This is a genomic window from Bacillus infantis (genome assembly GCF_020171945.1).
Taxonomy (GTDB): Bacteria; Bacillota; Bacilli; order Bacillales; family Cytobacillaceae; genus Bacillus_AB; species Bacillus_AB infantis_A.
The window spans coordinates 60484-75109 of the sequence record NZ_JAIVAP010000011.1; the positions used below are offsets into that span (position 1 = coordinate 60484).

Sequence of the window (14626 nt, forward strand, 5' to 3'; positions counted from 1 at the left end):
CTCATAATCTCTTTTTGAGGCACTCTGTTCCGCATTTCTTTGGTTAGAGTGACTCATAATCTCTTTTTGAGGCACTCTGATTCTACTTTTCTCTGATCAGAGTGACTCATAATCTCTTTTTGAGGCACTCTGATTCTACTTTTCTCTGATTAGAGTGACTCATAATCTCTTTTTGAGGCACTCTGATTCTACTTTCTCTGATCAGAGTGACTCATAATCTCTTTTTGAGGCACTCTGATTCTACTTTTCTCTGATTAGAGTGACTCATAATCTCTTTTTGAGGCACTCTGATTCTACTTTTCTATGATTAGAGTGACTCATAATCTCTTTTTGAGGCACTCTGGCCTGCATTTCTTTGGTTAGAGTGATTCATATCCTCTTCTTGAGGCACTCTGGTCTGCATTTCTTTGGTTAGAGTGATTCATATCCTCATCTTGAGGCACTCTGTTCCGCATTTCTTTGGTTAGAGTGATTCATATCCTCTTCTTTAGGCACTCTGATTCTACTTTCTCTGATCAGAGTGACTCATAATCTCTTTTTGAGGCACTCTGATTCTACTTTTCTCTGATCAGAGTGACTCATATTCTCTTTTTGAGGCATTCTGGCCTGCATTTCTTTGGTTAGAGTGATTCATAATCTCTTTTTGAGGCACTCTGGCCTGCATTTCTTTGGTTAGAGTGATTCATATCCTCTTCTTGAGGCACTCTGGTCTACATTTCTTTGGTTAGAGTAATTCATATCCTCTTCTTGAGGCACTTTGATTCTACCTTTCCTTCTACCGCCCCTCCCTTCCATCGCGGGGAGAGTCCTCCCTAGCAAGTAAACCTTTCCCATGTCCCACCACAGCTTTGAAAAGTCGGGCCGAGGGGTCTGACCCCATGGCCCACCACCCAAAATACGAGCCAAGGGACCTGACCCCCTGGCCCAATTCATTCACCCATTTTCACACTTGAGTGAAAAAGTCTGTATTAATTATTCTCAATTCTATTACTATACTGAAATTAGAAATTGTAAGTGTTTTCAACTTGGTTATAGGAGGAATGACAGATGAGCGGTTCTTGGCTTGGTTTGGAAGAGAAGGTAGCGATTGTTACGGGTGGTGCTTCGGGCATCGGTTTACATATTACGAATGAACTCCTGAAGAACGGCGTGAAGGTTGTGGTTGCCGATTTGAATGGGAGTGAGGGCGAGCAGGAAAACGGGTCTTACTTTATCCAATGTGATGTGACGAAGAAGGAGAGCGTTGACCAGGCGGTTGCGAAGACGGTTGAGCTGTTCGGGTCTTTGGATATCCTGGTTAATAATGCTGGTGTGAATCTTCCTAGACTTTTGGTTGACGACAAGGGAGAAAAGCCGGAATATGAGTTAAGTGAAAAAGACTTTGATTTCATGGTTGCTGTGAATCAGAAGGGGCCTTACTTGTTTGCCCAGGCTTCTGCGAAGAAGATGCTGAAGCAAAGCGGCGGCGTGATTATCAATGTATCTTCAGAGGCCGGCCAGGAAGGGTCTGCAGGACAGAGCTGCTATTCCGCTACAAAAGGGGCAGTTATTGCTTTTACTAGGGCATGGGCGAAGGAGCTTGGCAAACACAATATTCGTGTCGTTGCGATTGCCCCTGGTATCATTGAAACGACTGGCCTCAGGACAGATGCTTATAATGAAGCACTGGCGTACACACGCGGTGTGACGGTTGATGGCCTTTCAACTGATTACAGCAAATCGATCCCGCTTGGGCGCGAAGGGAAGCTGACAGAAATCGCTGACTTGGTTTCTTATCTAGCTTCTGACCGTGCAGGCTATGTGACAGGGACAACCTTTAATATTTCAGGCGGTAAATCCCGCGGCTGACGCTTGTAAAGACGTGATTTCAGCGCCTTTATGGGAGCCGGCCAGCGGGCAGACCGTCCGGCTTCCATATAAATAGGGGTGATAAGAATGTCTGACAGAATGATAGATGAACGTGCAGCAAAGATGCTGGCAATTGCCCGGACAAAAACCTATCACTCACTTGATGAGCTTGCAGAGGCAATGGGTGTGGGCACCAGAACGATCAGGAATTACATCAAACAGCTTAATGAAGACCTGGAGGGAATTGCTGCTTTCATTAGTGAAAGGGGCAAAGGCTTCCGGTTTGAAATCGATAATATGAAAGCGTTCCAATCACTGCTGGAAGAAAGCAGCACGGATAGCGTTTCTCTGAATTCGCAAAAGGGCCGGATCGGCTTCATCATCGACAGGCTCATCAACAGCGAAGAAACATACACATTGGATGATCTGGCTGAGGAAATGCACCTTGGACGCACAACGCTCGTCAATGAGCTGAAAAAGGCAGCCGTTTCTCTTGAGACCTACAAGCTCATCATCCACGGCAAGCCGAACAGGGGGATGGAGCTGAGCGGCAGGGAATTGGATCTGCGCTTCTACATCCTTGATCATCTGTATGATGTGCTGTATGGCGATTATCCGCTTGATGAAGATATTACAGAGGCGATCGAGAGAATCTCGCATGAGTATAATCTTGAATCTCCTACCCAGGCGAGGCTGATGGAATTCATCATCATCATGCTGGACCGGCTTTTGAAAAATCATCATCTTGAAGCTATCGAGGAAAAGCATAAAAAGCTGATCGGCACACAGGAGCATGGGATTGCGCTTGAAATTGCTGAAGCGATCCAAAAGCAGCTCCCGATAGAAATTCCTGAGGCGGAGGCTCTGTTCATCACGATTCCGATTGCAGGAAGGCGGACGCCGACGAACAACCGGACGCTGGCAGATATCGCGATTACCGATGATGTAAGGCGGCTGCTGGAACAAATTTTAGAGCAGGTTGGCTTTAAAAAGGAAATCATTGAGCAGAATGAATCCTTCTTTAAGGATCTCCTGTACCACTTGACCTTTATGCTGAACCGGCTGATTTTCGGGCTTCGCCTGAAGAACGCGCTGCTCGCCGATGTGAAGGAAAAATATCCGGTTGCCTATAAGATGGCGGAGATTGCCGGACAAGTGATCGAGAGCAGATATGCACTTGAGGTGCCGGAGGATGAGCTTGGCTATCTGGCCTTTTACTTCGGGGTCTTCATCGGCCAAAGCGATATCAAGGTCAAGCGCTTCCAAAAAGCAGCAGTAGTCTGCGGGACCGGCCGGGGGACGGCAAAGCTCGTCAGCATCCAGCTGGAGCGCATCCTGAATCAGAATACAGAAATAGACCTTTTTGCCGAAAAGGACGCAGCGAAGGAAGTCCTGGATTATTATGATCTTGTTTTTTCTACCGTAAAGCTGCCCTTTGAGACCAAAGCACCTTTTATCATGATCAACGAAATATTCGATGAGAGCAGTGTGAAGAGGGAGATTGAGAAAGCGGCCTACAGACAGAGGCTCAACATTCAAAATGGCAGCGAGTATCAATCTGTGATGGCCCAGCTGCTTGCTAAAGAGTCATTTTTCCAGCTGGACAGCTCTAAAGGCTATCACGAAAACGTCTTCCATATGGTAAACGAGCTGACTGAAATTGGCCGACTTGACCCTGGATTCGAGGAGCGGCTGAAGGAAAGGGAAGAAAAGGGGTCGATGGTATTTGACCGCTATATCGCCTTTCCGCACACCTTCAATCAGCAGTCAGATGACATTGAGCTTGCGGTCGGGATTTTCCCGGAAGGGGTCATGGAGAATGACAGGGAGGTCAGGCTTGTGTTCCTGCTCGGATTGCCGGAGGAACAGAATGAATGCAATGAAAGCCTGATTGTCAAAATCTATGATGAAATTATTGCGATTGCGAACAATGAAGAGCTCATCGCACAGCTGGTGAAGGCGGGATCCTACGAGGATTTTGTCTCCGGCATCGAACGGTCAAACAGGGAAAGGGGCTGAGAAGATGATACTATTTTTAATCATACTGATTGGGATCGCCTGGCTGGTCCAGAGCATCCTCGGGTTTTTCCAGATTAGGCATTTTAATAAAAAGTACGCCGAAATGAGGTCGCTCGGCCGTGTGGCCATCGGCAAAAGAACAGGGAAACTGCGTGCAGGGACGGTCGTCATGTTCGCTATCGATAAAAGGAATAAAATTCTGAAGGCGGCGAAAATGCAGGGTGTGACCGTTTTTTCCAAGGTAAAGGACCTGAATGGGTTTGAGGGGAAATACCTGCTGAAGATTTCTGAAGAAGATTTCAAAGGCCATGATAAATTGACCCAGCTTGCGATTGCCGATGCGCTCAAGAGCTATGACATCATCTCCAAGGGCGGCGAGCTGCAGGTGAAAAAAGGCTGGATCGACTATATCATGCCGAAAAAGAAAGAAATGAGAAGAGGGTGAAGAGATGGATTTTATCATCAAATTAGCTGAAGGGTTCATGAACTTATTCCGCACAGGCGGGGAAACCTTTGTCAGCCTTGTCACAGATATTGTACCGCTATTGATCATGCTATTGGTTGCTATGAACGCGCTTGTCCGCCTCGTTGGGGAAGAGCGGGTCGAGAGGCTTGCAAGAAAGTCAGGGAAAAACGCATTTACAAGATATTTTGTTCTGCCGATCATCGGGACATTCGTCCTTGCCAATCCTATGACATTATCACTTGGAAGATTTCTTCCGGAAAAATATAAGCCGAGCTATTATGCGGCAGCATCATATTCATGCCATACACACAACGGTTTATTCCCGCACGTTAACCCGGGTGAGCTTTTCGTATTCCTCGGGATTTCAGCAGGGATAACAACACTGGGCCATGATGTAACCGAGCTTGCACTCCGCTACTTCCTTGTCGGGATTGTCACCAACTTCCTAAGAGGCTGGGTAACTGACCTGACAACTTCTTATGTAGCCAAGCAGCAAAACGTAAAACTAAAAGATACAGTTCAACTATAGAATTCTAGGCGGTGGGAAACATGACAGCTTTTCAATCAATCAAAATTTCAAAGGGTGCCGGCGGATTTGGCGGACCTTTAGTGATAACTCCGACAGACGAAAAGAATAAAGTCGTCTATATTACCGGCGGACAAAGGCCGGAAATCGCAGATAAGATTGCTGAACTGACAGGCTGTGAGCTTGTCGACGGCTTTAAAACATCTGTGCCGGAAAAAGAGATGGCCTGCGTCATCATCGACTGCGGCGGCACACTGCGCTGCGGACTATATCCGCAAAAGCGCATTCCGACGATCAACATTATGCCGACAGGCCAGAGCGGTCCATTGGCCAAGCATATTACAGAAGACATCTACGTTTCCGGCGTAAAGGCGGAAAACATCCAGGTGGCAGATGCTGAAGGTGCAGCGGCTCCCGCACCGGCAATGCCATTACAGGAAGAGGCTGCTGAAGGGATCAAAACACCTAAATACAGCTCAGACAAGAAAATCAGTGAACAGCAAAAGCCAAAAGGTTTGATGGCAAGAGTCGGTATGGCCATGGGCTCGATCACAAGCGTCTTCTACCAGGCCGGCCGTGATGCCATTGATACAGTTATCAAAACGATCCTTCCGTTCATGGCATTCGTTGCCATGCTCATCGGGGTCATCCTGGAATCAGGAATCGGCGACGTGTTCGCGAAATTCCTGTCACCTTTCGCAGGTTCTGTATGGGGGCTTATCGTCATCGCACTTGTCTGCTCATTCCCGCTCCTTTCCCCATTCTTAGGCCCTGGCGCTGTTATTGCCCAGGTAGTCGGAACACTGATCGGGGTTGAAATCGGAAAAGGCAACATCCCGGCCCACCTTGCATTGCCGGCCCTGTTCGCCATCAATGCCCAGGCTGCGGCAGACTTCGTGCCAGTAGGACTTGGACTTGCAGAAGCTGAGGTTGAAACAGTCGAAGTAGGGGTGCCGTCTGTCCTCTACTCCAGATTCCTCACGGGGGCGCCGACCGTCTTCATTGCCTGGCTCGCAAGCTTTGGCTTATATGATTGAGAGTAAATAATAGAAAATGAGTATGCGGATAAGGGGCTTCATTAGTGCATCTGCACCTGTTGCCCCCGTACCGCAATAGAGAAAATTGATTCAAAGGAGAGACACAACCATGACAACGAAATTTGAAACTAAAATCAACAGCATCGGCCCTTCGGTAACTGACTTTCTCGGTGAAAAAATGTTCATCCTTTTCGGGGATAATGCTCCAGCTGAACTTGCTGAATACTGCCTCCTGATCGATGTAAAAGAAGTTGAAGGCGAGATTGCAGCAGGCGATACCCTGCAGATCGGCAGCAATGAATATAAAGTTACTTCTGTCGGCGATGCTGTAAAACAAAATCTTTCCTCACTCGGCCATATTACCCTGAAGTTTGACGGCTCACAAACTCCGGAACTGCCAGGCACCCTGTACCTGGAAGACAGTGAAATCCAGGAAGTCAATGCTGGGGACACAATCCGGATCTACTCATAATGAATAGAATACAATAGCTTAACTTTTGTCCAACCAAGAGTTAGGCTATTATTTTTAATAAGAGGGGGCAAGGAAAATGAAATTAGTCATTGATTCAGCAAATGTTGAAAGCATTAAGAAGCTCGTGGATTTTTTCCCGATAGACGGGGTCACCACCAATCCGAGCATCGTCGTAAAGGAGCAAAAGCCTTTCCTGCCTTTGCTGAAGGAAATCAGAGCTGTTATCGGAGAAGAAAAAGAGCTGTTTGCCCAGACCATTGCCGGAGATGCAGAGGGAATGGCGGAAGAAGCCCGCTGGCTCTGTGAAGCTGTATCCGGGAATGTTGTCGTAAAAATTCCTGTCACCATGGAGGGCATCAAAGCGATCAAAATGCTGAAGGCAGAGGGCATCCGCACACTGGCAACAACCGTATATACGCCGATGAATGCGTATCTTGCTGCCAAAGCCGGCGCCGATTATGTGGCTCCTTATGTGAACCGGATCGATAATCTTACAGGCAATGGTGCGAAGGTAGTTGCAGAGATTACTGAGATTTTCTCAAAGCATAATTTCTCTTGTGAAGTCCTGGCAGCCAGCTTCAAAAACGTCCAGCAGATCCACAATGTCTGCCTTGCCGGCGCGCACGGAATTACTGCAGCACCGGAACTGATCGAAGCACTCGTCAAAATTCCATCTATTGAAGACAATGTAGAAGCTTTCAGTAAGGATTGGATGGGGCAGTATGGGGAAGGCAGTTTGATTTTAAGCGAGGATAAATAGAAAGAAAGAGGAAGGTGGAACCTATGATTAAAGCAATCGTCTGCGATTTTGACGGATTGATCATCGACACAGAATATGCCCTTTATGAAGCATTCTGCGACATGCTCGCAATTGACCACAGTGAAATGCCGATTGCCGACTATGCTCACTTCATCGGCACAGATTCAAAAGGCCTGTATGAATATATCATGGAAAAATCAAACGGCACCATGACAATCGAAGATATTATCGAAAGATCTCATATTTTACATAAGGAAAAACTTCAATCTCCTATTGCCCGTGAAGGAGTTGAAGACTATCTGAAAGAAGCCAAAAGCAGAGGACTGAAAATCGGACTCGCCTCCAGCTCCAACCGGGAATGGGTCACCTTCTTTTTGAAAGAATTGAACTACCTACAGTACTTTGATTACATCCAGACTTCTGATGATGTAGAGAAGGTAAAGCCGGATCCGGCTCTCTACAGGAATGTTATCAGCCATTTCGGAATCGAACCATCCGAAGCCATTGCTTTTGAAGATTCTATGAATGGATCAAAAGCTGCCATAGCAGCGGGGCTTAGATGTGTAATCGTGCCGAATAAGATTACTGAGAATCTTGCATTCGAGGGATATCATATGAGGCTGGGGAGTATGGGAGAGAAGGAGTTTGGGAGAGTTGTGGAGGAGATTGAACGGTTGATGCGGTGACAGGCACCACCCGAATAATCTTGTTTCACACCAATGTTTCACAGAAGTGCAGCAGGTTGATGAAGGAAGGACAGGTTATCTAATCTGTCCTTTTTTTATTGCAGTTTTTTGATTGAAAGGAGTCTAAGTTTACGCACTGCGAAAGAAGCAGACTTCCGCTGTATATTTTTTGGTTATTTTGAATAAATTTGTAAAATGGATACTTAGGACACTTGTAAAATAATTGGAAAAACTCTATTGTGAATGGGTAATAAAAAACAGAAAGGAAGTGTATACATGAAAAAATGTATTGTCTCTTTGCTGGTCCTGTTTTTATCACTTGGCAGTTTCATCTCACCTAGCCAAGCTGAACAGCCAAACTGGGAATGGTCATATTCCTACAAAGGACTCATTTATGAAAATCGGATGCTGGTTCCGCTGCGGGTTGTGTCCGAGGCATTTGGCGCCGAGGTAAAATGGAACCAGTCCGAGAAAACCATTTCGATTAAGCTGGACAAGAACACACTGCTTTTAAAAACAGGCTCAAAGAATGTCACTATTAATGGCAGCCAGTCCACCTATGAAGTAGCACCTAGAATTTTTAATAATAGTACTTATGTTCCGGCAGCTCTTCTGCAGAAGGCTTTTGGCGGTTATATAAAATACGATAATCTAACTAAAACTGTTTTCTATCAAATGGGCAGCCAAATTATGCTGGTCGCCCTGGAGAACCATCTCCCTCGTTATATGCGTGATGAGGAGATTACCGTTATATTAGAAAAATTGAATGAAACGACTGACCTATCAAAGTTCCCTCAAATCCGGACCTACTTCCGGCCATACTTCACCGATACGTTCATCAATAAGCTGATCCGGAGAAATGGAATAAAAGATAACTTGAGTTTTTATGAGACCGATGTTTCTCCTGCAGCAGTAGACTATCTTTCTGAAACGAAAGCGACTATATTTGATTCTGTCATCAATCCTAGACCGTATGAATATCATGACCGGCTGATCACCTTGACGTATGAGAATGGAACATGGAAGGTTTCAGATGTTGAGATTAATAGATATGAAGCTATTATTAGATAGCAAGGAAACCCGGCCAAAAGGCTGGGTTTTTTTCTGCATTTTCTCCAAAAATATCTTTTCTTTCCATCATGCTGTTGTTATAATTGTGTAAAATTACACTTTATTAGTAAAAATGCTAATGAAAATAAACTTATACAACAGGTGAAGATATGAAGAAAATGATTGTATTGATGAGAAGGCCCTGGTTTTTAGGATGTATCGTATGTACCTTTCTTTTCTGGATTTTTTTCAACATCCCGATTGAAACACGCAAATATGGACTTTCCCAAAGCGCGCTGGCAACAGATTACACAGGCCTTCTGCCAGAACGGATTGAGCGGGTGGTCGAAGCAGATGACCGCCTTGATCTGCAGAAGATTGTAAAAGAAGCCAATCAGAGCGGCCGGCATATTTCGGTTGCCGGACTGCAGCATTCGCAGGGGGGCCATACCTATTACAGGGATGGTGTGGTTTTGGATATGCGGTCATTCAATAAGATCCTTGAGGTTGATAAGGAAGCTAAAACTGTTAAGGTGGAGGGCGGGGCTTCATGGGAGGATGTCCAGGAGGCCGTGAAGGATGATGGGCTCGCCTTGAAGGTTACACAGTCACAATCGATTTTTACGATCGGGGGATCTTTATCGGTCAACGCCCACGGCCGGGATATCCGCTTTGGTCCGATGGCAGGGACTGTAAGGGAAATGACTGTGCTGACGCCTGCGGGTGAAATTAAGACAGTAACGAGGGAAGATTCGGAGGAATGGATGAAGTATATGTTTGGCGGATACGGATTATTTGGGGTAATCCTGGATGTCACGCTGGAGCTGACGGAGGATGAAGTGTACACCATCCATACAGAAGAGCTGAAAACGGATGAATACGAATCCTATTTTACCAATCTGCTGAACCATGATGACACAGCTATGCATTATGCAAGGGTAAGCGTCGCGCCGGGTACCTTCCTCGATGAAATGTATGTGGTGGATTATAACCATACAGGAAAGCAGGATCGAGCTGTCCCTCTTAAGGAAGAAAAAGGAGCCAGGATGGGAAAGCTTGCAATGGATATCGGCCGTCAAGGTGGTATGTGGGAGGACCTGTTCTGGAACAATCAAAAGCTCATGGCAAGGTCTCTGAATGGAAAGAACATCACCAGGAATAATGTGATGCGCGGCAACTCCGCGTTCATGGAATTCACGAAGCCGGGGCGGGTAGAGGTGCTGCAGGAATTCTTCGTGCCTGTCAATCAGTACGGGGAGTATATGGAAGACCTGAAAAATTTGCTGCCAGGTTCAGATCAAGGTGAAGATTTTAAAATCCATAATATTACGGTCCGATATGCAGCAAAAGACAGTATAACAAGCCTGAATTATGCCAAGGAAGACATGCTGGGCCTGGTCGTTTTGATTCAGCACGGTCTCAGCGAAGAACAGATAGAAGGGGCGGAATCAATTATTCAAAAGTGGACCAGTCTGACGCTTGAACATGGCGGGACCTATTATCTTCCATACTATCATTATCAAACCAAGGAGCAGTTCCGAGAGGCGTACCCGGAGTGGGAGCAGTTCCGGGCGGAAAAGCTGAAACGCGACCCGAATGAAGTTTTTCAGAATCTATTCTATGATTATTATCTGAAAGAAGGAGCAGCTCATGAAAATCAAGAGTGAACAGGCCATCCCCCTGTTGGTGTCGGTCGGGCAGGTTGTCGTTTTTCCTTATTATATTGTATGGCTAAAGCAGGCTGCCTTGTCCTTTACTCTGTTTGGCTGGCTGTTCGCCATATTTTCCTTCTCTGCTGCCTTCGGCTATCGCCTTTACCAGACCAAAGGCAGCAAATACAGCTCCCATCACCCGTTCATTTACATAGGGATGGGAGCTGTCTATATTCTTGCAGGCACCATCAGCCAGCCTGCAGGTTCTCTGCCATACACAGCACTCCTGCTACAGACAACGCTTGGATTCCTTCAAGGCTATCACCACGCCTGGCATATAGAGCAGAAAACCTTCCGCCTCCATGCTATTCATCACTATTTGATTGTCGGCATCAGCATGATTGGGATTTCTTTTGTGAAGATTATATCGCCTGGGATTATAATTGCAGGATTTGGAGCCATTTTGCTTGGCTGTGCGGCTTTATGTTTGGTGACAGGCACCACCCGATAAATCTTGTTTCACATAAATGTTTCACGGGAAGTGAGCCGAGGAACCTGACCCCATGGCTCCCCTGCGAGAAACGAGCCAAGGGGCCTGACCCGATGGTTCTTTGAAACTTTTACATATATATAGCGTCTAACAACTTAAGGGGGTGACTTCTTGACACGATTTCTTTGGTTGTTTTTCTTTATGACAATAAGTTTGATGCTTTTATCTGGATGTAAGGGTGCGGATTCTGACCAGCCTGTAACGACTGACTGGACAACTACAATCTATGATACTGTCGACAACTTTAATGGTGTAACTATGACAGCAAAGGAAGGAACAGTCACCCGCACCGGAATGACTGTAATTCTTCAGAATAATTCTGATAAGCAATGTATCTATGGCGAAGCTTACCTGTTGGAAAAGAAAATTGGAGGCGACTGGTACCAAGTTCCATATATTACAGCTGGTAATCACGCGGTTGAGGATATTGGCTATGGCCTGGGTCCTTCAGATATGGAGGAATGGAGTGTTAATTGGGAGCAGCTCCATGGGGAACTGGATACCGGAGAATACCGTATTGTGAAAGAAGTACTGGACTTTAGAGAATCAGGGGACTTTGATGTGTATAATTTGACGGCTGAGTTTGATTTGGATTAACAGGGAGCATATAGTTACAGTTTTCGAAATAAGGGGAGGGTTATAGGAGCCGGAATTCTTAGACAGTCATATCATTGATATGACTTTTTTATATTTGTAGACCCTTGAATGCTAATTTTAAAACTTAGAGGATTATAGAAAGAACGCCTTATTATTCTTCCATAATAATAAGGCGTTCTTTTGATTATTCTACGGCTTTGGTTAGATATTAACAGCAGAGAATGAAGCTGAAGACTTTTTGACTATTTTCACCCCACCTGTATTTGGCCCAAAGCAAGGCCGGTTATCAAGATGGCACCAGCCAATGCCGGTATGCTTATCAGCAGCTTGTGAAAAAAAGAGATAACAGTAAAGCGCTTATATACTTTTTCGGCAATGAGGGCAAGCGGGATGAATAAAAGCAGCATTTCTCCAATCCCGAACAGGTCACCAGAATCATAGGGGCTGCTTACATATTGATCGACAAAGTAGTTGATGGTGAGAAGTATAGTGAATAAGATCATTTGAAAGAGAAAGAAAAGCAAATTTTTTATCAACAGGGCAGCTCCTAGCTTTGTACTTAGATTTCTAGCCTAATGTGTAAATTTTAATGCATTTCTTATTGTGGGACAAGGTGCCTTTCCTTGTGTCCCATTCGGGTGAAAATATTAAATTTTCAAAAAAGTATTGCTTGTTTTGTACTACCTAACTATAATACAAATCATAACAAATAAAATCGTTTTCATAAGGGGGGATTGTATGAAGCTTGCCGGGATGAATATTACATTCAGGCATTATCCGTTTAAGGAGTTTTTGGAGTGCATGACAAGTCTTGATATCCGGCATATTGAGTTATGGGCTGGAGAGCCGCATTTCTATGTATACCGGAATCTGCCTGGCAATTTAAGAAGCATGAAGCGGGAGCTCAAATCGAGAGATATGGAGCTGGTTTGCTTTACTCCGGAGCAATGTGTTTATCCTTACAATATTGCGGCGTCCGATTCTGATTGGAGAAGAAGCAGTGTTGAGTACTTTAAGGATAATTTATATGCTGCGCTGGAGCTGGACTGCAATATGATGCTGATTACTTCAGGCATTGGGGATTATTCTGTGAGCACGGGAGAATCGTGGAATTATGCCGCTGATTCGATTCATCAGCTGGCAAAGATTGCGGAAAAGGAAGGGATGAATCTGGTCCTGGAGCCGTTAACAAGGTTTGAGACCAATCTTGTGATGGATGTTGAGGGAGTTAAGAGGATGATTGAGGATATCCGATCACCTTCTCTGACAGGAATGATTGATACCGTAGCGATGCAGCTCGCGGGGGAAACTCCTGAAGATTATTTTTCCGCTCTTCGTGAGGTTAAGCATTTTCATTTGATTGATGGGGATGGTGTGTCAGATGCCCATCTGGCCCTGGATGATGGAGTGCTGGATTGGCGGGGGTATATGGAATCTCTTGAAAGCAGCGGGTATAAGGGGGCATGCACCCTGGAGATTATGGGATCTGAATATTATAAGAATCCAAAGGAAATAGTTTCAGAGTCTGTGAAAAAATTAAGAGAGATGGAAGCATTCCATTCTAAAACTGGGGGAACACAAAATGAGTAATGGGGCTCTTACACGCAAGCTTGGATTTTGGGCTGCGCTGGCTATTGCGGTTGGGACGACAATTGGATCCGGTATTTTTGTTTCGACAGGGGAAGTGGCAAAAGCGGCAGGCACCCCGACTATTTCAATTTTGGCCTGGGTCATCGGCGGGCTGATTGCTATTCCGCAAGTCATGGTGCTGGCAGAGCTGTCTACAGCCTACCCGCAAAATGGAAGCGGTTACGTGTATCTCAATAAAGCAGGCTGGCGGCCATTGGCTTTCTTATATGGATGGTCTACCTTCTGGGCGCTTGATCCGCCAAGCATTTCGATTATGGCCCTTGCGATCGTCTCGTATGTTGCTTCTTTCTTCCCATTCTTTGACGGGATGAATGGAAAACTGCTCGGCATCGCCATCATTTTGGCCATCACCGCAATTCATTACAGGAGTGTGAAAGAAGGCGGCCTTTTTCAAGTCATTATTACAGCAGTAAAAATCATTCCATTCCTGATTGTCATTGCGCTTGGCTTTATCTATATGAACCCAGGAAACTTTTCTTATAATCCAGTGTCTGGAAGTACGGAAACAAGCCTGATCGGAGGCGTTTCAGCTACAACCTGGGCATATACAGGCATGGCGGCAATCTGTTTTATGGCCGGGGAATTTAAGAATCCGGGCAAGGTGCTGCCGCGTGCGCTGATTACTTCAATCTTCATTATACTTACGCTTTATACGCTGCTTGCTGTCTGTGTAATCGGACTGATGCCTTTTGAACAGCTGATTCAATCCAATGCTGCTGTTTCTGATGCGGTTAAGTATATCCCGGGTTTATCGGATATTGCTTCATCATTCGTAGGAGTGACAGCGATTGTTGTCATACTCGGTTCTTTGAGCTCATGCATCATGTTCCAGCCTCGCCTGGAGTACGCGATGGCAAAGGATGGCCTGTTTTTTCAGCGCTTTGCCAAGGTTCATCCGAAATATGAAACTCCGAGCTTTTCGATATTGGTGCAGGTTATTTATGCGTGCTTCCTGGTTTTCTTCGGCAATTTAACGGCCCTGCTTGGATATTTTACGCTTATCCAGCTCCTGATCAATATTATGGACTTTGCGGCCGTCTATAAATGCCGGAAAAGAGACGATTATAAGCCGGTCTATCGGATGCCTTTATGGAGGATTACAACCATTTTGGCCATTGCCGGGGCTGCCTGGCTAGCATGGGGAACTTTCACCTGGGCGCCGATCCAGGGCATGATAGCGGCGCTTATCGTCGTCGCCACAGGGCTGCCTGTCTACTATTATTGGGAAAGAAAGTACGGTTCAAAGGTTGGTAAGGAAAATATAGTTGCCTAATGCAAAAGGGGAGTTAGTGATTGCTGACTCCCTGAAAAAT

The 14626-nt window shown here is 45.6% G+C and carries 15 protein-coding genes; 14 read left to right on the forward strand and 1 reads right to left on the reverse strand.

Going from position 1 to position 14626, the window contains the following annotated elements:
* Positions 1–1047 precede the first annotated feature (1047 nt).
* The 12 genes from LCM00_RS15425 (at position 1048) to LCM00_RS15480 (ending at position 11663) form a co-directional block, all read left to right on the forward strand.
* Complete coding sequence (locus LCM00_RS15425) at positions 1048–1848, forward strand: SDR family oxidoreductase (protein ID WP_224903712.1); 801 nt, start codon at positions 1048–1050, stop codon at positions 1846–1848.
* A gap of 87 nt (positions 1849–1935) precedes the next feature.
* Positions 1936–3867 carry a BglG family transcription antiterminator gene (locus tag LCM00_RS15430; protein WP_224903714.1) on the forward strand — a complete coding sequence of 644 codons (1932 nt, stop codon included), beginning with the start codon at positions 1936–1938 and terminating at the stop codon, positions 3865–3867.
* Between the two features lie 4 nt (positions 3868–3871).
* Entirely contained in the window at positions 3872–4312 is a 441-nt protein-coding gene (locus tag LCM00_RS15435; RefSeq protein ID WP_224903716.1) for a transcriptional regulator GutM, read from the forward strand.
* Between the two features lie 4 nt (positions 4313–4316).
* A complete protein-coding gene (gene srlA, locus LCM00_RS15440) occupies positions 4317–4862 on the forward strand; it encodes a PTS glucitol/sorbitol transporter subunit IIC (RefSeq protein WP_224903718.1) in 546 nt (181 codons plus the stop codon).
* Between the two features lie 20 nt (positions 4863–4882).
* On the forward strand, positions 4883–5896 hold the full coding sequence (srlE, locus tag LCM00_RS15445; RefSeq protein WP_224903720.1) for a PTS glucitol/sorbitol transporter subunit IIB: 1014 nt from the start codon (positions 4883–4885) through the stop codon (positions 5894–5896).
* Positions 5897–6005: 109 nt separating this feature from the next.
* Positions 6006–6368, forward strand: coding sequence for a PTS glucitol/sorbitol transporter subunit IIA (locus LCM00_RS15450; RefSeq protein ID WP_224903722.1), 363 nt, complete (start codon positions 6006–6008; stop codon positions 6366–6368).
* A 76-nt stretch (positions 6369–6444) separates the two neighbouring features.
* A complete protein-coding gene (locus tag LCM00_RS15455) occupies positions 6445–7128 on the forward strand; it encodes a fructose-6-phosphate aldolase (RefSeq protein WP_224903724.1) in 684 nt (227 codons plus the stop codon).
* A 23-nt stretch (positions 7129–7151) separates the two neighbouring features.
* Entirely contained in the window at positions 7152–7814 is a 663-nt protein-coding gene (locus LCM00_RS15460) for an HAD family hydrolase (RefSeq protein ID WP_224903727.1), read from the forward strand.
* A gap of 276 nt (positions 7815–8090) precedes the next feature.
* Positions 8091–8885, forward strand: a complete 795-nt coding sequence (locus tag LCM00_RS15465) for a copper amine oxidase N-terminal domain-containing protein (protein ID WP_224903729.1) — start codon at positions 8091–8093, stop codon at positions 8883–8885.
* Between the two features lie 149 nt (positions 8886–9034).
* Positions 9035–10531 (forward strand): FAD-binding oxidoreductase, encoded by a 1497-nt coding sequence (locus LCM00_RS15470; RefSeq protein WP_224903730.1) that lies wholly within the window; start codon positions 9035–9037, stop codon positions 10529–10531.
* Positions 10515–11027, forward strand: coding sequence for a hypothetical protein (locus LCM00_RS15475; protein WP_224903731.1), 513 nt, complete (start codon positions 10515–10517; stop codon positions 11025–11027). The genes LCM00_RS15470 and LCM00_RS15475 overlap by 17 nt, the downstream gene beginning before the upstream one ends.
* A gap of 180 nt (positions 11028–11207) precedes the next feature.
* The gene (locus LCM00_RS15480) at positions 11208–11663 is read left to right on the forward strand and encodes an immunoglobulin-like domain-containing protein (protein WP_224903732.1); all 456 of its coding nucleotides are present in this window, start codon (positions 11208–11210) and stop codon (positions 11661–11663) included.
* A 248-nt stretch (positions 11664–11911) separates the two neighbouring features.
* Here LCM00_RS15480 and LCM00_RS15485 read toward each other — a convergent pair whose 3' ends face one another.
* The gene (locus tag LCM00_RS15485; RefSeq protein WP_224903733.1) at positions 11912–12166 is read right to left on the reverse strand and encodes a hypothetical protein; all 255 of its coding nucleotides are present in this window, start codon (positions 12164–12166) and stop codon (positions 11912–11914) included.
* 235 nt (positions 12167–12401) lie between these two features.
* Between LCM00_RS15485 and LCM00_RS15490 the strand changes: the two genes are divergently transcribed.
* Positions 12402–13253, forward strand: a complete 852-nt coding sequence (locus LCM00_RS15490; protein WP_224903734.1) for a sugar phosphate isomerase/epimerase family protein — start codon at positions 12402–12404, stop codon at positions 13251–13253.
* Positions 13246–14586 carry an amino acid permease gene (locus LCM00_RS15495; RefSeq protein ID WP_224903735.1) on the forward strand — a complete coding sequence of 447 codons (1341 nt, stop codon included), beginning with the start codon at positions 13246–13248 and terminating at the stop codon, positions 14584–14586. Before LCM00_RS15490 ends, LCM00_RS15495 begins: the two co-directional genes overlap by 8 nt.
* Positions 14587–14626 lie beyond the last annotated feature (40 nt).